This is a genomic window from Streptococcus sp. GMD6S, from assembly GCF_000297015.1.
Window position 1 is genome coordinate 33,113 of the sequence record NZ_AJRH01000004.1, and the last position, 19,918, is coordinate 53,030.

General features: G+C 40.2%; 20 protein-coding genes and 1 pseudogene. 10 read left to right on the forward strand and 11 right to left on the reverse strand.

Annotated elements, in window-relative coordinates; translation table 11 throughout:
* Nucleotides 1-18: 18 nt before the first annotated feature.
* The gene (locus GMD6S_RS00700; RefSeq protein ID WP_000722097.1) at nt 19-1,173 is read right to left on the reverse strand and encodes a DUF4352 domain-containing protein; all 1,155 of its coding nucleotides are present in this window, start codon (nt 1,171-1,173) and stop codon (nt 19-21) included.
* A 410-nt stretch (nt 1,174-1,583) separates the two neighbouring features.
* Here GMD6S_RS00700 and GMD6S_RS00705 point away from each other — a divergent pair, with 410 nt between their 5' ends.
* Both GMD6S_RS00705 and GMD6S_RS00710 read left to right on the forward strand, forming a co-directional pair.
* Nucleotides 1,584-3,302: a phospho-sugar mutase gene (locus GMD6S_RS00705; RefSeq protein ID WP_000222132.1), complete on the forward strand. Its 1,719-nt coding sequence runs from the start codon at nt 1,584-1,586 to the stop codon at nt 3,300-3,302.
* A gap of 111 nt (nt 3,303-3,413) precedes the next feature.
* Nucleotides 3,414-3,761 (forward strand): thiol reductase thioredoxin, encoded by a 348-nt coding sequence (locus tag GMD6S_RS00710; RefSeq protein WP_000434641.1) that lies wholly within the window; start codon nt 3,414-3,416, stop codon nt 3,759-3,761.
* A 34-nt stretch (nt 3,762-3,795) separates the two neighbouring features.
* Here GMD6S_RS00710 and GMD6S_RS00715 read toward each other — a convergent pair whose 3' ends face one another.
* The 8 genes from GMD6S_RS00715 to GMD6S_RS00750 all read right to left on the reverse strand — a co-directional run bounded on the left by GMD6S_RS00715 (nt 3,796) and on the right by GMD6S_RS00750 (nt 11,358).
* A complete protein-coding gene (locus tag GMD6S_RS00715; protein WP_001290607.1) occupies nt 3,796-4,605 on the reverse strand; it encodes an MBL fold metallo-hydrolase in 810 nt (269 codons plus the stop codon).
* A 1-nt stretch (nt 4,606) separates the two neighbouring features.
* A complete protein-coding gene (vicK, locus tag GMD6S_RS00720; RefSeq protein ID WP_000568718.1) occupies nt 4,607-5,956 on the reverse strand; it encodes a cell wall metabolism sensor histidine kinase VicK in 1,350 nt (449 codons plus the stop codon).
* Nucleotides 5,949-6,656, reverse strand: coding sequence for a response regulator YycF (gene yycF / locus GMD6S_RS00725; protein ID WP_000722057.1), 708 nt, complete (start codon nt 6,654-6,656; stop codon nt 5,949-5,951). The genes vicK and yycF overlap by 8 nt, the downstream gene beginning before the upstream one ends.
* Before the next feature lie 56 nt (nt 6,657-6,712).
* Nucleotides 6,713-7,891, reverse strand: coding sequence for an A/G-specific adenine glycosylase (gene mutY, locus GMD6S_RS00730; protein WP_000886132.1), 1,179 nt, complete (start codon nt 7,889-7,891; stop codon nt 6,713-6,715).
* Between the two features lie 82 nt (nt 7,892-7,973).
* Nucleotides 7,974-8,948, reverse strand: coding sequence for a phosphate acetyltransferase (gene pta / locus GMD6S_RS00735; protein WP_000451575.1), 975 nt, complete (start codon nt 8,946-8,948; stop codon nt 7,974-7,976).
* A 43-nt stretch (nt 8,949-8,991) separates the two neighbouring features.
* A complete protein-coding gene (locus GMD6S_RS00740; RefSeq protein WP_001210028.1) occupies nt 8,992-9,888 on the reverse strand; it encodes an RluA family pseudouridine synthase in 897 nt (298 codons plus the stop codon).
* A complete protein-coding gene (locus tag GMD6S_RS00745; protein ID WP_000799063.1) occupies nt 9,885-10,703 on the reverse strand; it encodes an NAD kinase in 819 nt (272 codons plus the stop codon). Before GMD6S_RS00745 ends, GMD6S_RS00740 begins: the two co-directional genes overlap by 4 nt.
* A complete protein-coding gene (locus GMD6S_RS00750; RefSeq protein ID WP_000151555.1) occupies nt 10,687-11,358 on the reverse strand; it encodes a GTP pyrophosphokinase in 672 nt (223 codons plus the stop codon). Before GMD6S_RS00750 ends, GMD6S_RS00745 begins: the two co-directional genes overlap by 17 nt.
* A gap of 128 nt (nt 11,359-11,486) precedes the next feature.
* Here GMD6S_RS00750 and GMD6S_RS00755 point away from each other — a divergent pair, with 128 nt between their 5' ends.
* The 8 genes and pseudogenes from GMD6S_RS00755 to GMD6S_RS00790 all read left to right on the forward strand — a co-directional run bounded on the left by GMD6S_RS00755 (nt 11,487) and on the right by GMD6S_RS00790 (nt 16,768).
* Nucleotides 11,487-12,056, forward strand: coding sequence for a CYTH domain-containing protein (locus tag GMD6S_RS00755; RefSeq protein ID WP_000681312.1), 570 nt, complete (start codon nt 11,487-11,489; stop codon nt 12,054-12,056).
* 111 nt (nt 12,057-12,167) lie between these two features.
* Nucleotides 12,168-13,127 carry a ribose-phosphate diphosphokinase gene (locus GMD6S_RS00760; protein WP_001283843.1) on the forward strand — a complete coding sequence of 320 codons (960 nt, stop codon included), beginning with the start codon at nt 12,168-12,170 and terminating at the stop codon, nt 13,125-13,127.
* Between the two features lie 9 nt (nt 13,128-13,136).
* Nucleotides 13,137-14,252 carry a cysteine desulfurase family protein gene (locus GMD6S_RS00765; protein ID WP_000639681.1) on the forward strand — a complete coding sequence of 372 codons (1,116 nt, stop codon included), beginning with the start codon at nt 13,137-13,139 and terminating at the stop codon, nt 14,250-14,252.
* A gap of 4 nt (nt 14,253-14,256) precedes the next feature.
* The gene (locus GMD6S_RS00770) at nt 14,257-14,604 is read left to right on the forward strand and encodes a DUF1831 domain-containing protein (protein WP_000863524.1); all 348 of its coding nucleotides are present in this window, start codon (nt 14,257-14,259) and stop codon (nt 14,602-14,604) included.
* 6 nt (nt 14,605-14,610) lie between these two features.
* Nucleotides 14,611-14,830: pseudogene (locus GMD6S_RS00775) on the forward strand (DUF4649 family protein).
* Between the two features lie 82 nt (nt 14,831-14,912).
* Nucleotides 14,913-15,554, forward strand: a complete 642-nt coding sequence (locus tag GMD6S_RS00780) for a redox-sensing transcriptional repressor Rex (protein WP_000653410.1) — start codon at nt 14,913-14,915, stop codon at nt 15,552-15,554.
* Between the two features lie 15 nt (nt 15,555-15,569).
* Entirely contained in the window at nt 15,570-16,259 is a 690-nt protein-coding gene (locus GMD6S_RS00785) for a gamma-glutamyl-gamma-aminobutyrate hydrolase family protein (RefSeq protein ID WP_000743314.1), read from the forward strand.
* A gap of 23 nt (nt 16,260-16,282) precedes the next feature.
* A complete protein-coding gene (locus GMD6S_RS00790; RefSeq protein ID WP_001002682.1) occupies nt 16,283-16,768 on the forward strand; it encodes a hypothetical protein in 486 nt (161 codons plus the stop codon).
* Between the two features lie 14 nt (nt 16,769-16,782).
* Here the strand turns inward: GMD6S_RS00790 and radC are convergent, their stop codons facing one another.
* Together radC and pcrA are read right to left on the reverse strand one after the other, a co-directional pair.
* Nucleotides 16,783-17,463, reverse strand: coding sequence for a RadC family protein (gene radC, locus GMD6S_RS00795; RefSeq protein ID WP_000286946.1), 681 nt, complete (start codon nt 17,461-17,463; stop codon nt 16,783-16,785).
* Between the two features lie 42 nt (nt 17,464-17,505).
* The gene (pcrA, locus tag GMD6S_RS00800) at nt 17,506-19,797 is read right to left on the reverse strand and encodes a DNA helicase PcrA (RefSeq protein WP_000992901.1); all 2,292 of its coding nucleotides are present in this window, start codon (nt 19,795-19,797) and stop codon (nt 17,506-17,508) included.
* Between the last annotated feature and the right edge of the window lie 121 nt (nt 19,798-19,918).

Genomic DNA, 19,918 nt, shown 5'->3' on the forward strand with positions numbered 1-19,918 from the left:
AAACTCGAACCTTTCATCTTAGTATCCAATGCCTCCACGGAATGTGCGAGCCATATCTTTCAATTCATAGTTTTTAGAAGAGGTATCGATGGTCCATTTTCCATCTTTCTTAGTCATTTTAATTTCATAACCCTCTTTCTTCATGTTATCACTAGTGTCTAGAGGAGTTGAATCAAATTGACTTGGTGCATTTTCTAAAATGTATTTTTCACCAGCTTTCATAGCTTCAGAGTAGTTGCTATATTTACCTTTGTTTTCTTCGTAGAATTTACGGCTCAATTCATAAACATTCAAATTATCCAAGTCGATTGTCTCTGGTCGAACATAAACAACAGCATAATCTGGCAAGTATGTCTTCACCTTGTAATCAACTTTTGCTCTCTTAGCATTTGCTTTGATGTAAGCATCTGCGAATGTTCTAAGTTCTGAATCAGAAGGTTTGTAGTTATAGAAACCTTTTCCGAATGACTCTGTAAATTTCTTGATAAACTCTTCTTTATCAGCTTTCGCATCGTTTGTGAATTCAGCACTATTATCAGAAGATTTTTTATCATCAGCAAGTGCTACAACTTGCGACTTATTGTCAGTAGCACTTAGGTTCGTTCCACCACCAGAGCTTTCCCCATTAAGGTAAACAGCATCGACATATTTTTTCATTACATCTTTTGCTTCATCAATATTGTCTTCATACTGACTTGGATCCACCTTGATGGCTACATCGTTATTCTTTTTAGAATTCTCTTTGATGTCATCATAAAAGCTAGGTGCGAAGTGGAGTTCATACTTAGCATTCTTGTCGACTTCATACACTACATAACCAGCAACACTCTTTCCTTTAGAAAGACTGTCACCATATGACATAAATTTCGTTTTACTGTCGCTTTCGTAGATTTGAATTGGTTGTAATTTTTCATCTTTTTCATTATAAAGCGTAATATCTTGGCTAGTAAAACTAAACTGTTTATCACGATTGTTCTTGATTTCGACTTGAAGTGCAAGGTAGCTTGAAGATGAATCTTCATCTTTAGGCAATACAAACATACCATCTTTCACAGAAACTTCAAAGTTTGAGTTCGAGGCAGTACCATTGTCGCTTGCTTTTTTTTGAGCTCCACAGGCAACAAGTGCTAAAGCTGACAAAAGCAAAGCAGAATGCTTAAGAATTTTTTTCATAATGGATTCTCCTTTAATGATTTACTATATTTTACCATACGCAGAATAAAAATCAAAACAGAAACCAGATATTTTCAAAATATCTTAAATTTATAGAGTTTTACATTAAATTTTTCTATATGTTCGTTTGAGACATTAAAGGATTCTTTATAAAAAGAATAGAATATAACAATATTTTTGATTTTTTTCTTCAACAAACCTACAAAATGAATTATAAACTTTCATGTTATAAAGTATCTAATAATTAATTTTCATCCCTAACTTAGTATAAGTAAGCACAGTCCCCACCATTTTCCCGCTAAAGTACAAAAGTTAATTTCCTACATTTTAAGTTATGCTAACGTTTTACTAAAATGTCAAATCGTGATATAATGAAAGCGATTAAAGCAAATAAACAAAGGAGACACTCTATGACTTACCAAGAAAATTATCAAAAATGGGTCGATTTTGCTGACCTTCCAGACTACCTTCGTCAAGATTTGGAAAATATGGACGAAAAAACAAAGGAAGATGCCTTCTATACCAATCTTGAATTTGGTACTGCTGGTATGCGTGGTTTGATCGGTGCTGGTACAAATCGTATCAATATCTATGTTGTTCGTCAAGCAACTGAAGGTTTGGCTCGTTTGATTGAGTCAAAAGGTGGAAATGAAAAAGAACGCGGTGTAGCAATTGCCTACGATAGCCGTCACTTCTCACCTGAGTTTGCCTTTGAATCTGCGGCAGTTCTTGCTAAACACGGTATCAAATCTTACGTATTTGAAAGCCTTCGTCCAACTCCTGAACTGTCATTCGCTGTTCGTCACCTCAACTGTTTTGCTGGTATCATGATTACTGCCAGTCACAACCCTGCTCCATTTAACGGTTACAAGGTTTACGGTGAAGACGGTGGGCAAATGCCTCCACATGATGCAGATGCTTTGACAACTTATATTCGTGCAATCGAAAATCCATTCGCTGTCGAAGTTGCTGATGTAGAAGCTGAAAAAGCTTCTGGATTGATTGAAGTGATTGGTGAAGCTGTCGACGTAGAATACCTTAAAGAGGTTAAGGACGTAAACATCAACCCAGCCTTGATCGAAGAATTTGGTAAAGACATGAAGATTGTCTACACACCACTTCATGGTACTGGTGAAATGTTGGCTCGTCGTGCTCTTGCCCAAGCTGGATTTGACTCAGTTCAAGTTGTTGAAGCACAAGCAACTGCTGACCCAGACTTCTCAACTGTAAAATCTCCAAACCCAGAAAGCCAAGCAGCCTTCGCCCTTGCTGAAGAACTTGGTCGTCAAGTTGGGGCAGACGTTCTTGTGGCAACTGACCCTGACGCTGACCGTGTTGGTGTTGAAGTTCTTCAAAAAGATGGAAGCTACCTCAACCTTTCAGGTAACCAAATCGGCGCTATCATGGCTAAATACATCTTGGAAGCCCACAAAAATGCTGGAACTCTTCCTGAAAATGCAGCCCTTTGCAAATCCATCGTATCAACTGACTTGGTAACGAAGATTGCTGAGAGCTACGGCGCAACTATGTTTAACGTCTTGACTGGTTTCAAATTTATCGCTGAAAAGATTCAAGAATTCGAAGAAAAACACAACCACACTTACATGATGGGATTTGAAGAAAGCTTCGGTTACTTGATCAAACCATTCGTACGTGATAAAGATGCTATTCAAGCTGTTCTTGTCGTTGCTGAACTTGCTGCCTACTATCGTTCACGTGGTTTGACACTTGCTGACGGTATCGAAGAAATCTACAAAGAGTACGGCTACTACGCAGAAAAAACTATCTCTGTTACTCTTTCTGGTGTTGATGGTGCTGAACAAATCAAAGCCATTATGGCTAAATTCCGTAACAATGCTCCGAAAGAATGGAACACAACAGCTATCACTGTCGTAGAAGACTTCAAGGCTCAAACTGCTACTGCCGCTGATGGTACTGTTACAAACTTGACAACTCCTCCAAGTGATGTTTTGAAATACACACTTGCTGACGGTTCATGGATTGCAGTTCGCCCTTCAGGTACAGAACCAAAAATCAAGTTCTACATTGCCGTTGTGGGTGAAAGCAACGAAGATTCACAAGTTAAGATTGCTAACATCGAAGCAGAAATCAATGCGTTTGTAAAATAAAAATCTATAAAAGATGAGACCAACCAATCTCATCTTTTTTTCGTATCAAATCTAAGCATTTTTGGAAACTTTATGGCATACTAGACTTATCAATGAAAGCGAGGTAATCTCATGGAACAATTTTTAGATAATATTAAAGACCTTGAAGTCACTACGGTTGCGCGTGCACAAGAAGCACTTGATAATAAAGAAACTGCAACCTTCTTTATCGGTCGCAAAACTTGCCCTTACTGCCGTAAATTTGCTGGTACCTTGGCAGGTGTCGTAGCTGAAACTAAAGCTCACATCTACTTCATCAACAGTGAAGAACCAAGCCAACTCAATGCTTTGCAAGATTTCCGTTCACGCTATGGTATTCCAACTGTTCCAGGATTCGTTCATGTTGCTGATGGCCAGATCAAGGTCCGTTGTGACTCTTCCATGTCCGCACAAGAAATCAAAGAATTTGCAGGATTGTAAAAATATATAAAAAAGAAGGCACTCGCCTTCTTTTTTATATATCTGTCAATGGTGTTGCAGTATCTGGTGAGGTATCGTAAACTTTAAAGTCTACTCCGACTCCCAGATCCGCTTGGGCTAGCTGGTTGACCATAGTCATATGAGCCAGCTCCTTGATATTGTTCTCTTTGGATAAATGCCCAAGATAGATTTTCTTAGTCCGATTTCCCATTGCACGAATCATAGCCTCAGCTCCGTCTTCGTTAGAAAGGTGACCGAGATCCGATAGAATTCGCTGTTTGAGACGCCAAGCGTAAGATCCTGCTCGCAAAATCTCTACATCATGATTTGACTCAATGAGGTAACCATCCGCATTTTCGACAATCCCAGCCATACGATCACTAACATAACCTGTATCGGTCAGCATGACGAAGCTCTTGTCATCCTTCATAAAGCGGTAAAACTGTGGTGCTGCCGCATCATGGCTAACTCCAAAACTCTCAATGTCGATATCACCAAAGGTTTTGGTTTTGCCCATTTCAAAGATATGCTTTTGCGAAGAGTCTACCTTGCCAAGATACTTACTATTCTCCATAGCCTGCCAAGTCTTTTCATTGGCGTAAAGATCCATACCATATTTGCGAGCCAAGACACCGACCCCATGGATATGGTCTGAATGCTCATGCGTAATTAAAATCGCATCCAGATCTTCAGGTTTGCGATTGATTTCAGCTAGCAGACTTGTAATTTTCTTACCAGACAAACCTGCATCCACTAGGATTTTCTTTTTTGGGGTTTCCAGATAAAAGGAATTTCCACTGGAGCCTGATGCTAAAATACTGTATTTAAAGCCTTTTTCACTCATTCTAGTCTTCTATTTCGTCCTCCCATATTTCTTCTTTTACGGCATCCTTATCATAAGGGAGCACTATGGTAAAGGTCGATCCCTTACCGTATTCACTTTTGGCCCATATAAAACCATTGTGTTGTTTGATGATTTCTTTTGCGATCGCCAGACCTAGACCAGTTCCACCTTGAGCCCGGCTTCTTGCACGATCCACACGGTAGAAACGGTCAAAAATTTTTGGCAAATCTTGCTTTGGAATACCTAGACCTTGGTCTTTGATGGATAAAATCATCTGGTCATCAGTAGTTTTCATGCTGACAGTGATCTTCCCACCATCTGGCGAGTACTTGATGGCATTGTTAAGAATATTATCTATCACCTGAGTCATCTTATCGGTATCAATCTCGATCCAAACTGAATTGATTGGGTAATCTCGAACCAGTTCATATTTTTTCTCTTGATCCTGTGCTCTCATCTTGTCAAAACGATTAAGGATAAAGGTGATGAAGGCCGTAAAATTAATCAACTCCACATCCAACTGAGTAGTCGCATTATCAATACGAGAGAGATGCAAGAGATCTGTCACCATCCGCATCATACGGTTGGTTTCATCTAGCGAAACCTTGATAAAATCAGGGGCTACAGGATCATACAAGGCTCCCTCGTCCAAGGCTTCAAGATAAGATTTAACACTGGTCAAAGGAGTTCGCAACTCGTGACTCACGTTCGAAACAAAGAGTCTCCGTTCGCGTTCTTCCTTCTCCTGCTCGGTCGTATCATGTAAAACAGCAACCAAACCCGAGATGAATCCAGACTCACGGCGTACCAGAGCGAAACGTACACGAAGACTCAGGTATTCACCATTCACATCTTGGGAGTCAATCGTCAACTCAGGAATCTGTGTAATTAGATCACGCAGCTCATACTCATCTTCTATCTTAAGCAATTCTAAAATGCTTTTGTTAAGGACATCTTCTTTCTGCACACCGAGCTGTTTCTTGGCCATGTCGTTGATCATAATAATCTGACCACGGCGATTAGTCGCAAGAACGCCATCTGTCATGTAAGAAAGAATACTGTTCAATCGTTTACTCTCTTGTTCCAGATTTTCTTGGGTCAAACGAATAACTTCTGACAAATCGTTCAGATTATTGGTGATATTGGTGATTTCTGTACTTCCTTGCAAGTCCAAAACTTGAGAATAATCACCTGCAATCAAGTCCTTAACCTTTTGATTTATCTCCTTTAGACGGATATTATCCCGACGATTTTCCAGTAACAGCAAGGTCACCACCAGGATAAAGCCAAGTAAAATCAGAATAAAGATAAAATCGCTGGTCAGAATAGTTTGTCTAATATCTTCAATCATTATTTCTCATATAGTATCCAACACCACGACGTGTGAGAATGTACTCTGGACGACTTGGAGTATCTTCGATTTTCTCACGCAAGCGTCTAATGGTCACATCCACTGTACGAACATCACCAAAATAATCATAACCCCAAACAGTCTCAAGCAAGTGTTCACGCGTAATCACTTGTCCAATATGGGAAGCCAAGTGATATAAGAGCTCAAACTCACGGTGGGTTAAATCTAATTCCTCACCATATTTCTTAGCCACGTAAGCGTCTGGGACAATTTCCAAATCGCCAATCTGAAGTGGCTGGGATTTCTTCTCATCAGACTCTTGGCTATCCACAGAAACTAGGTCTGTACGACGAAGCAGGGCCTTAACACGAGCCTGCAACTCACGGTTTGAGAAAGGTTTTGTAACATAATCATCTGCACCTAACTCTAAACCAATAACCTTGTCAAATTCGCTATCCTTAGCTGATAGCATGATAATCGGCACGCTACTAGTCTTACGAATAGCTTTAGCAACTTCTAAACCATCTATTTCAGGTAGCATCAAGTCGAGGATAATAATATCCGGTTGCTCAGCTTCAAATAGCTCGATTGCCTCACGACCATTGAAGGCTGTAACGACTTCATAACCTTCCTTGGCCATATTAAACTTAATAATATCTGAGATTGGTTTCTCATCATCTACAATTAATATTTTTTTCATTTTATCACCTTTTCTCTATCTATTATAACAAAAAAATGCAAAGAAGGCACAAATGGCTACTGTAGGCCTTTATCTTCAAAAGTTGTTTTATAAGCCTGCCAAATTTTTTGCTGAGGTTTCGCAAGTGGATAGTCAGAAAACTCCTGAGGAGAAACCCAACGAATTTCTCTGTCCGAAAACTGTTTTGTTTCTGTCACCTGACCAGCTAGGATTTTAATGTGCCATTTCCGATGGCTAAATACATGCTTGACCTGGTCAAATACTTGATGGGACCAATTCACTTCTAAATCATAATCCTGCTCAAAGTTTTCTTGAGGGCTTGGTCCAAATTCTCTGCTTTCCTCTTTGACTTGAGAAAAGAGATCTAACTGATCGTCAAAGATTGAGAAATCATCAACTTCGATCAAGGGGAAATGCCAAAAACCGGCTAACAGTTTCTCGCTTTCATTTTTTTCAAGTAGATATTGACCACGGTCATTGCGTACAACTAAGGCCTTGAGATAAATTGGGAGAGGTTTTTTCTTGGGTTCTTTAATCGGATATACATCCATAGTTCCGTTCTGATAGGCTGCGCTAAAGTCCTTAACAGGGCTTTCTTCTGGTCGAGGGTTAACCGGAGACTCTATATCAGAACCTAAATCCATCAGAGCTTGGTTAAAGTCACCTGGTCGTTTCGGGTCAATCAAGATTTCCATCATTGCCTGAAAAATTTTGCGATTGCTGGGAACTCCGATATCATGATCAACCTCAAACAAGCGTGCCAAAACCCGCATGACATTGCCATCAACCGCTGGCTCAGGCAAATTAAAAGCGATACTGGAAATAGCTCCCGCAGTGTAAGGGCCAATCCCTTTTAAACTAGAAATTCCTTCATAGGTATTTGGAAATTGCCCCCCAAAGTCAGTCATAATCTGCTGGGCTGCAGCCTGCATATTGCGCACTCGAGAATAATAGCCCAATCCCTCCCAAGCCTTCAACAAACGATCTTCAGGGGCATTGGCCAGACTTTCAACTGTTGGAAACCAGTCCAAGAATCGTTCGTAGTATGGAATAACTGTATCCACTCTAGTCTGCTGGAGCATGATTTCAGATACCCAGATGTGATAAGGATTTTTACTTCTCCTCCAAGGTAAATCTCGCTTGTTTTCATCATACCAATTGAGGAGTTTTTCACGAAAAGAAATGATCTTCTCCTCTGGCCACATGACGATACCGTATTCTTTCAAATCTAACATATATCTAGTATAACATAGAAGCTTCTAACTGTCCTTTTCTCAGTACTAAAAAGCCTCTTCCCATGGGAAAGAGGACTAAATCTTATTGATGAACTGCTTGAGCTGCTGTGATAAGGGTCAACTTGTACACATCATCTGCATTACATCCACGAGAAAGGTCGTTAACTGGTTTGTTCAATCCTTGCAAAACAGGTCCGACAGCCGCAAAACCACCGAGACGTTCTGCCATCTTGTACCCAATATTTCCTGCTTCGATACCTGGGAAGACAAAGACATTTGCTTGACCAGCTACATTACTTCCTGGAGCTTTAAGAGCTGCAGTTTCAGGAACAAAGGCAGCGTCAAATTGCAACTCACCATCAATCTCAAGGTCGGGACGCAAGTCGTGAGCAATTTTTGTAGCTTCCACTACCTTATCAACACTTTCACCAAAACCTGAACCTTTAGTAGAATAGCTTAGCATAGCAATTTTAGGTTCAATACCAAACATTTTAGCTGTGATTGCTGAATTGATCGCAATTTCAGCCAAAGCTTCTGCATCTGGATTGATGTTAATGGCACAGTCTCCAAATAGGTAACGTTCCGTACCACGAACCATGAGGAAAGCACCTGAAGTACGAGTTACGTTTGGACGAGTTTTAATGATTTGTAGGGCTGGGCGAACTGTTGAAGCAGTTGAGTGAATTGCACCAGATACCATACCGTCAACCAAGCCCAAGTAGACTAGCATCACACCAAAGTAGTTGACATCATCAACCAAAACTTTGCGCGCTTCTTCTTCAGTCATTTTGCCCTTACGACGCTCTACCAAGGCAGCAACCATTTCTTCAAATTGAGGATAATGTTGGGGATCAATCACTTCATAACCATCTATGATCCCTTCGATTTCAAGATAAATTTTAATTTTTTCAGGGTTTCCGAGCAAAACAGGAATTACTTCTGTTTCTTTTACCAAGCGTTTTGTTGCTTGAAGAATACGTGGCTCTTCCCCTTCAGGGAGAACGATACGAGCATTTTTGCCAACCAGGTTGGCTTTGAGACTTTCAAAAACTTCCATGAGTTTTCTCCTTTAAGAAAATAAATTATACTCCAAATAAGTTTTAAAGAGTATTAGTTGATAACTGAGTAATAAGATTGCTGAAATCATCCGGTAAGGGGCTTTCTAGTTGCAAATCTTGCTCTAGAAAGGGATGATAAAAAGATAAATAATGGCAATGCAAGGCCTGACGTTGGATACCATCATCCAAACTACCACCATACAAATCATCTCCCAACAAAGGAAAGCCGATGTGAGAAAAATGCACTCGTATCTGATGAGTTCGTCCAGTATGCAGACGAATATCAACTAGGTGAATATTTCCATAAGACGCTACAACTTTGTAAGACGTATGAGCGTATTTCCCACCTTTGGCAACCCGTCTCGTGATAATAGAATCTTCATCACGCGCAATCGGGGCAATAATCTCCCCTTCAGGCTCCAAGACACCAGCTCCTTTAACCAAAGCAAAGTAACGTTTTTCGATAGACTTTCGTTGCAACTGCTTGTCTAAACGTGCATGAGCGTAACCGTGCTTGGCAAAGAGCATCAAACCAGATGTATCTCTATCAAGCCTAGTCACGATGTGAACTTGCTGATTTTCATATTCCTGTTTAACATAGTAGCCCTTGATAAAATTGGCAATGGTATTGGAATGATTGACACTGGGGATGGAAGCTACTCCATAAGGCTTATTCAAAACCAGAAAATGGTCATCCTCATATAAAATATCGAGTGGTCGATCAATAGCTTCAAGGCTCTCAAATCCTTCCTCAGCTGGAATATCGATGGTAACCCTATCTCCAATATCTAAGAGATAAGTCGCATTTTGTGGTTTGCCATTGACCCGTATAGCCCCGCCTCGAAACTTAATCTTAGCCAAAAGTCCCTTGGAAACCTCATGTTTCTTGAGGAAAGTTTTGACTTTGACGTGCTCATCTGCGGTAAATTCGAACCTCATTCATCCACCTCGCCGATGAAGGCATCTTTGACACGATTCCAGAAACTAGTGTGGCTTGGAGTCGCTACGAAGTGAATCTTGTGATGGTCGATTTGATACTCTATCCGTTCGATATTACGGAAGGAATAGACGCTGTTATCGACTGATATCGTGTGGTAATCATTGCGTGTCGGTAAGAGTTCAATCTTATCTTTTTTAGGAATAATGATTGATGATCCCAGAGTACGATAGACTCGGTTGTTAAGACTCGCTATTTCTGTCAACTGCAAGGCTTCAATGGTCGGATGCAAGACAGCTCCACCCAAGGACTTGTTGTAGGCAGTACTTCCCGTCGGCGTTGAAACAGTCACTCCATCTCCACGAAATCTCTCGAACGGAACGTGGTTAATGATAATATCCGCAACCATGGTCCGGTCTGATCGACGGATACTGGCTTCATTTAAAGCACGGAAGATTTTCACTTCCCCATTTTCAAGCGTTACCTTAACATTCAAGACTGGATAGGAAACTTTCGCACCAGTATCTAGTAAAAGATTGGTCACCAACTGATCTAGCTCAAAATCACGATAATCTGTGTAAAATCCCAAATGCCCTGTATGAACACCTACAAATCGAACCTTGTCTAACTGATTCTCATACTTGTGGAAAGCGGATAAAAGCATCCCGTCACCACCAATCGAAATGACGATGTCGGGATTGGTATCGTTCAGTATAAAATGTTGTTTCTTTAGTTTTTCCCTCAGTTCATGCAAAACTTTCTGACTCTGTGGTTTTCTATTTGCTATGAGGTCAACTCGTTTACCTGTATTCTTCATCTGTATCGTCACTATTTCCTACACCGTCATTTAATTTTCTGCTCAATGGATCAAAGAGAGCCTGCGCTTCCTGGATGTCATCTCGAATCTTACCCATTTCTTCATCCAATTGATAGGCTATTTTGGCCGTAATTTCCAGTCTTTTCCTGATTTCTTCTGGAAAATCGCCCTGATATTTATAATTGAGCGAGTGTTCAATGGTAGCCCAAAAGTTCATAGCCAAGGTCCGAATTTGAATCTCGGCGAGAATGGTCTTAGCCCCATTTATCGTATCTACAGTATATTCGACAACCACGTGATAAGAACGATAGCCCGAAGCCTTACGATGAGTGATATAGTCTCGTTCCTGAACGACTCTCATATCTTGGCGTTTACGTAGAATCTCAACTACCTCTTTAACGTCATCAACAAACTGAACCATGACACGTAAACCAGCAATATCTTGCAGATCATGTTCTAGACTTGCATAAGTAATTCCTCGACGAGCCATTTTTTCTTTAATACTTTCAATCGGTTTTACACGACCCGTTACAAACTCAATCGGAGAATGCTTGTTTTGCTTACGATACTGTTTGCGAATTCCTCGAAGTTTAATCTTCAATTCACCAACAGCCTGAATGTAAGGATCTAAAAATTCTTCCCATTCTATGGTCATACTTTCTCCCTTGTAATGTTTGATTGCTCTGTCGAAAATCTTTGATTTTTTCAGTACATTCGTATACAATAAATACATTGTCCATTATACCATAAATCGCTTTCAAAGATATAGAAAAGGTTGAAAAAATGAAACATTTAGAAATAGAATTGAAAACACTTCTGAAAAAAGAGGAATATGATCATCTAAAAAAACAGCTTTCCCATATCCAACCCGTCTTTCAGAAGAACTACTACATTGACACACCAGATTTCCAATTGCATGAAAAGAAGGTTGCCATGCGCATTCGCACTTTTGCAGATTGGGCGGAATTGACCTTAAAAGTACCTCAAACTGTAGGAAATATGGAATACAACCAGAAACTAACTCTTCCAGAAGCTGAATCGTACCTCGAAAAACAAAAACTACCTCCAGGGCTCGTTCTAGAGAAACTCGCTAAGATTGGCATCGAAAGCCATGACTGGCTTGTTCTAGGCTGCCTTTCCACTCTACGTTATGAAATGAAAGCTGAGATTGGCTTAATGGCCTTAGATGAAAGTCGATACTTTGACCAGATGGACTATGAACTCGAGCTTGAAGTCACCGACCATGAAAAAGGGAAAGAAGATTTTCAGAGATTTTTAGATGAAAATCAGATTACTTATCAGAAAGCTCCATCAAAATTAATTCGTTTTATTAAAAGCATGAAAAAAAGCTGAAATAATCTCCTTTTTTTGGTAAAATAGAAAAGATAAAAATAAAAGAATCTGGCTTTGAAAAACAAAACTTTCTCAGAGAAGATTCGCAAAGTTTACAGAGGACGGTCTATAATGTCAGATAGAAACAACATGAAACTTTTCACCCTAAACTCTAACCATGAAATCGCTCAAAAGATTGCGGATACAGTTGGTGTACCTCTCGGGAAGTTATCCTCTCGACAATTTTCTGACGGCGAAATCCAGGTCAACATTGAAGAAAGTGTCCGTGGTTACGATGTCTACATCATCCAGTCAACCAGCTACCCTGTTAGCAACCACTTGATGGAGTTGTTGATCATGGTTGATGCTTGTGTACGTGCAAGTGCTCATAGTATCAACGTTGTCCTTCCTTACTTTGGTTATGCGCGTCAGGACCGTATCGCTTCTTCTCGCGAACCCCTCACTGCAAAACTAGTTGCCAATATGCTTGTCAAAGCTGGTGTAAGCCGTGTTCTAACACTTGACCTCCATGCTGTTCAGGTCCAAGGTTTCTTTGACATTCCTGTAGACAATCTTTATACTGTTCCTCTATTTGCTAAGCACTACTGTGATAAAGGTCTTCTTGGCTCTGATGTCGTTGTTGTTAGTCCAAAGAACTCTGGTGTTAAACGTGCACGTAGTTTGGCTGAATACCTTGATGCTCCTATCGCTATCATTGACTACGCCCAAGATGATTCTGATCGTAACGAAGGCTATATCATTGGGGATGTTGAAGGCAAAAAGGCTATCTTGATTGACGATATCCTAAATACTGGTCGTACTTTCTCTGAAGCAGCCAAAATCGTTGAACGTGAAGGCGCAACTGAGATTTATGCAGTATCCAGTCACGGTTTATTTGTTGAAGGTGCAGCAGATCTTCTTGACGCTACAAACATCAAAGAAATCCTCGTGACGGACTCAGTAGCAACCAAAGAAAGAACTCCAGAAAATGTATGTTACATTACTGCTAGCGAATTAATCGGAGATGCTATCGTCCGCATCCATGAAAGAAAACCAGTCAGCCCACTCTTTGCTTACAACAAAAAGAAATAAGGTGATTCTTTGATTTATTTGGACAATGCTGCTACGACTCCTATGTCAGCAGTAGCTATTTCTGAAATGACTAAGGTCATGCAAGAAACTCATGGTAATCCTTCTAGTATTCATAGCCATGGTCGGCAGGCTGGCAAACTCTTGCGAGAAGCTCGTCAGGACTTAGCCCTCTTACTAGGAACCAAACCTCAACATATCTTTTTTACATCTGGCGGTACAGAAAGTAATAATACAGCCATTATCGGCTATTGTCTCCGTCATCAAAATCGTGGAAAACATATCATCACGACAGCTATTGAACACCATTCTGTGCTTGAGACTATCGATTATCTGGTACAACATTTTGGTTTTGAAGCGACCATCATCCAACCAGTAAATCAAGAAATCACTGCGCAGCAGATTCAAGAAGCTTTACGTGACGATACCATTCTCGTTTCCACCATGTATGCTAATAATGAAACAGGTAGTCTCTTACCTATCGCTGAGATTGGACGTATTTTAAAAGAACATCCTGCTGCTTATCATGTTGATGCTGTTCAAGCTATCGGAAAAATCCCTATCCATCCAAAGGAGTTAGGAATTGATTTCCTTAGCGCTTCTGCCCACAAATTCCATGGACCAAAAGGAGTTGGCTTTCTTTATGCTTCTTCCACGGGCTTTGATTCCTACCTTCACGGTGGAGACCAAGAACAAAAGAAACGGGCTGGAACAGAAAATCTCGCTGCCATTGTAGGTATGGTCGCTGCTCTCAAAGAGGATTTAAATAACCAAGCTAAGCATTACCAAAAACTAAGCGCACTCAAATCTGCTTTTTTAGAAGAAATTGCTGATTTAGACTACTATCTCAATGAAAGTCAAGACCAACTGCCTTATGTTTTGAATATCGGTTTTCCTGGTCAGAAAAATGATTTGCTTTTACTTCGGTTAGACCTTGAGGGAATTTCAATTTCTACCGGTTCCGCTTGTACTGCTGGTATTGTGCAAACCAGTCATGTGCTTGAAGCATTTTATGGACCAGATTCACATCGATTGAAAGAATCTGTCCGTATCAGTCTCTCTCCTCTTAACACTGAGGAGGAACTGAAACAACTCGCACAAACCTTAAAAAATATTATTGGAGATTAATCTAATGGCATTCGAAAAAACCATTAAACTACAAAACTGCCGCTACGACTATACACTTAGCCCAACTGTCAAAAAGTTCACACTGAAAGACAATACTTTCTTTGAAACAAAAGTTGGAAACTTCGAACTGACTCGTCTACTTGAAAAAGTACCCAACAGTGGTGAAGGTTTCAACCTAAAAATCATCATCAATAAAGACCTTACAGGTGCTAAACTCAACATCACTGACAAATCTGGCCTTCGTTTGGTGAATATCTTTAAATCAGAAGATCACCATATTCACCAAGAAAAATTCTACTTCCTCATGGACAGTTTAGTAGAACGCGGTATCTTCACTAAAGAAGAAAGATAATTGACTATGTATCGACTTACCTATCAAGATAACTATCACGTAGAACGTACACTTGAATATAAGGATTACGAAGAGCTTATGTTATCTCTATCAGGCTGTGTGACCCTACCTGATACTCACCTTATCATTCAGCTCCTTAACGCTGAATGATAAGGTGATTTATCAAGGATTGGTTGGCGATCTCTACCGTTTTCTATCACAAGCTCATTTTTCAGATAAAAACTAAGAAATTTCTTAGTTTTTTCTTGTTTTTGTTGATTTTTTCACAATGTTTCTATAAAATAGAAGAATAGAAAGGTTGTGATTTTGTGAAAGATAAACAGTCTGCTATTCCAAAAGCAACAGCAAAAAGACTCTCTCTTTACTATCGAATTTTCAAGAGATTTCATGCAGAAAAAATCGAACGTGCCAACTCCAAGCAAATTGCAGAGGCTATCGGTATCGACTCTGCGACCGTTCGTCGGGATTTTTCCTATTTTGGTGAACTAGGTCGTCGTGGTTTTGGTTACGATGTCAAAAAATTGATGAATTTTTTTGCTGATCTCCTAAATGATAACTCCATTACAAATGTTATGTTAGTTGGAATCGGAAATATGGGCCATGCCCTTCTCCACTACCGCTTCCACGAGCGTAACAAGATGAAAATTATCATGGCCTTTGACCTAGATGACCATCCAGAAGTTGGGAGCCAGACACCTGATGGAATTCCAATCTATGGTATCTCACAGATTAAAGAAAAAATCAAAGAAGCAGATGTCAAAACTGCTATCCTAACAGTTCCAAGTGTTAAATCACAAGAAGTTGCCAATCTTTTGGTTGATGCAGGTGTAAAAGGGATTCTCAGTTTTTCTCCTGTCCACTTGCACCTCCCAAAAGATGTGGTTGTTCAGTATGTCGATTTGACAAGCGAACTCCAAACCCTCCTCTATTTTATGCGTAAAGAGGATTAGAAAGCGAAAGCATTTATGAAAAAACCAGTTATTGGGATTACAGGAAATGAAAAAGCTCATCCAGATGATGACATCATGATGAGCTATGCAGCAAAAGGCTTTGTTGAAGGAGTCAAGGACGCTGGCGGAATTCCAATCATCCTACCGATTGGTGATCAAGAAATGGCTGCCTATTACATCAGTATCATTGATAAGCTCATCCTAACGGGTGGGCAAAATGTTGATCCAAAATACTATGGTGAACCAAAGGCTATTGATAGTGATGACTATCACCTTCAAAGAGATATTTTTGAACTAGCACTTATCAAAGAAGCGATTAAGCAAAAGAAACCAATTTTCTCTGTTTGTCGGGGTACTCAACTTTTCAATGTCGCCATGGGAGGCACGCTATACCAAGATATCGAGGATCATTGGCAGGACTGTTCAGCCGAATACACGACCCAACGCCTCGTAACGGAACCTGATACCATTCTCCGAGAAATCTATGGAGAAATCTCTCACATCAACTCCTTCCACCACCAGAGCATTAAAGATCTAGCCTCAAATCTTAAGGTTGTAGCACATGATCCTAAAGATGGAATCATTGAGGCTGTGACAACTACGGACGGCTTCCCTTATCTTGGTGTTCAATGGCATCCTGAATTTCTCTTTGAAAACCGCCCCAAAGATAAAACGCTGTTTGACTATGTTGTTAACGAACTCTAGGACTTATAAATAGGTTATTAATCATGAATGAAATTAAAATACCTTCTACTCATGAGATTTTGAGAGATATAGAAGCTAATGTTTTCATATCTTATAAGGAAAAGGAAGCAAACCCTTATTTCTTATCAAACAATGAAAAAGAAATAAGGGTTTGCTTTCATCTTTCTAATCTCTATAGACTTTTAACAGCGGAAAGTTACCAATCTTTTTCTAAGAATAAAGAGAATTTCGATAAACTATCTCAAAAAGAAAAACAGCTGAAAGAAATGTCTAAAAAGGCAAAACTATTTTGTAAAAAGGCAGATGCTAAACTAAAAAGTAAATTTCATTCACGTCTTTACTTTTACAGAGATATTCTCATTCATAAAAAAAGATATTATAAAATCGAAGATTTCAATTCGATTGTCAACTTTATCGTTCAAGAAGATTTACTTGTACCCACGATAAAACCTCTTCCTGTTATCAATATGGCAGAAGTAGATTCCTATGTTTTAAAAGTAATTGAGTAAGATCATGTGCAATCTTAAATCAAATCCGTCTTTTCACGGTAACTAAAGTAATCAGAGTGAGAGACAATCAAATGGTCCAAGAACACAATTCCCATCAGTTCACAGGCTTCCTTGACTAACTTGGTTACATGATCATCATTTCGGCTAGGTGCTACTGCGCCTGATGGATGATTGTGGACTAAAATAACAGAAGTCGCCATATGCTTGATGGCATAGTGAAGGATTTCCCTTGGTTCTGCAATGCTGCGTGTCGCAGAGCCGATAAAAATAGTTTGCTGATGAATGATTTGATTTTGAGTATTGAGATAGAGCGCCACTAGGTGCTCTTGTTTTTTATCGCCAAGTTCCTGTTGCATTTTCTTGGCTAGCTTTTGACTACTGAGAATACTTTCCATCTCAAGGGTTTCATGTTTGTGAATGCGATGTCCCAGTTCAATCACTGCTTGTAGTTCAATGGCCTTAATCCGTCCAATACCAGACAGACTCTGCAATTCCTGCAGGGTCATTTTTTTCAAATCAGTTAGACTAGTCAAACTGTTTAAGACTTTCTGGGAAATTTCAAAAACATTGGCCGTACGCGTTCCGGTTCTGAGTAGAATTGCTAGCAATTCTTGATTGCTCAGTGCCTCTACTCCTTCTTTAACCAGTCTTTCTCTAGGCAAGAGTGAATCTTCTTGGAATGAAATACTGTACATAAAAATCCTCCTCACTTTATTATTCGTGAGAAGGATAGAAAATTAGATTTTTTTCTCAATTGGGGCTACACTGGCTAAGAGTTTTTTCAGCCCCACTTCTGGGAAATTGATTTTCAACTCCTGAGTATCACCGCTACCAGAGACTTCCAGAACAGTTCCCTCTCCCCACTTCTTGTGGAGAGCAATATCCCCAATAGACCAGTTGGTATCGCTTGAATCTTTTTTATTTCCGGCTGCAAACTGACCAAATGGGAGACCACTAGACTGGATAGAGCTTGGTGCGGCATTGCGTTTCCGTTCTTGAAGGGCCTGGGCTAAGCTCATACCTTGACCAAAGGCCACTCCGCCACTGCTATAAGAAGCCTTAAAGCTAGTATTGGCTGGTCGAGCCAAGCCCTGATACTCAAGCAAGTCCGAACTGATTTCATTGATGAAACGTGTTGGACGGTTATAGTTGGTCTTCCCAAACAGTAATCGAGAGTTGGCATTGGTCAGATAGAGGATTTTCTCCGCGCGCGTGATACCTACATAGGCCAAACGACGTTCCTCTTCCAGTTCATCCGGATCTTCTGCTGCACGGCTAAGGGGAAAGACATTTTCCTCCATCCCAATGATAAAGACAACTGGGAACTCAAGTCCCTTAGCTGCATGGAGGGTCATCAAGGTCACTTCTGATGTCTCCTGACTGCCTGTATCCGTATCTGCAATCAAGGCTAAGTCATTCAAGAAATGACTGAGTTTATCCAAACCTGTTTCTTCTTCTTGACTATCAGGATTGTCATCAAAGTTCTTGGTAACAGATAGGAACTCTTCGATATTTTCAACCCGCGCCTTGCTTTCCAAGGTTGCCTGAGCATTAAGAATATCGACATAACCTGTTTTTTCTAGAACAGCCTCCACCAGCTCGGTGATAGTTAATTGATCCAGTTTTTCTCGCAAATCCAAGATCATATTGGCAAAGTCCCAAATTGACTGTGCTGCTTTTCCTTTGATGCCAGACAACATAATATTAGCTGAAGCATCCAGCATAGACATCTCTTGCATATTCGCAAAATCACGGATTTTCTCAACGGTTCCTGGGCCAATTCCACGTTTTGGTTCGTTAATAATGCGCTCAAAACTGATATTGTCACTTAAATTAGCAATAAGATTAAGGTAGGCGATAATATCACGGATTTCCTTACGGCTGTAGAACTTGGTCCCTCCGACCATAGTATAAGGAATATTGGACTTAAGCAGTGCTTCCTCAATAGTACGGGATTGCGCATTAGTCCGATAAAGAACTGCAAAATCCTTGTGGAGGAAGTTTTGACTACGACCAAGTTCATCAATGGTTTTGGCTACAAAAACAGCCTCATCCTGTTCGTCATTTGCGCGATAATAAACGATTTGCTCCCCATCGGCATTCTGGGTCCAGAGATTCTTGGGGCGACGGTTTTTATTGTTTTTGATGACGTCATTGGCTGCTTGGAGAATGGTTTTGGTTGAACGGTAATTTTCCTCTAGCAAAACTACCTTGGCTTGAGGATAATCTTTCTCAAAATCCAAGATATTCTGCATATCAGCCCCACGCCAACCGTAAATAGACTGGTCAGCATCACCGACTACGCAGATATTTTTAAAGCGTGAAGCCAAGAGTTTGACCAATTGATACTGGGCATGGTTGGTATCTTGGTACTCATCAACATGAATGTACTGGAACTTCTGCTGATAGTAAGTCAAGACGTCAGGATTTTGATCAAAGAGACGCAGGGTCAGCATAATCAAATCATCAAAGTCAACGGACTCAGACTGACGAAGCTCCTTTTGATAAGCTGTATAACACTGGGCCACGATTTGCGTATACATATCACCAGCCTGAGCAGCATAAGCCACATCATCAATCAAGTCATTCTTAGCATTGGAAATGGTTCCCAAAATGGTTCGTTCATTCCATTTTTTTGGATCCAAGTTTAACTGCTTGAGAATGCGTTTCATGAGAGTTCGTTGCTCACCAGGATCTACAATAGTGAAATTCCGATTGTAGCCAATATGATCCGCATCGCGACGTAGGATACGAACACACATGGAGTGAAAGGTCGCAATCAAACAGTCCTGAGTAGCTGGATTGAGGCCATAGGCACGCTCCTTCATCTCACGCGCCGCCTTATTGGTAAAGGTAATGGCCAAAATATTCCAAGGATTGACCATCTTTTCATCAATCAAGTAGGCGATTCTGTGAGTTAAAACACGAGTCTTCCCAGAACCAGCACCAGCCATGATTAATAAGGGCCCTTCTGTCGTTTGCACTGCCTCAGCCTGACGGTCATTCATTCCATTCAATAATGCGTTCATTTTCTCTTCCTTACTCTTGAAGTCAATGTTTCTATTATATCAGAAATCGAGGAAAATATCTTTACCTAGACTGATTGCGTCTAGAAAGTAACTCTATTATCAGCTGAAGACAACTCCTTAA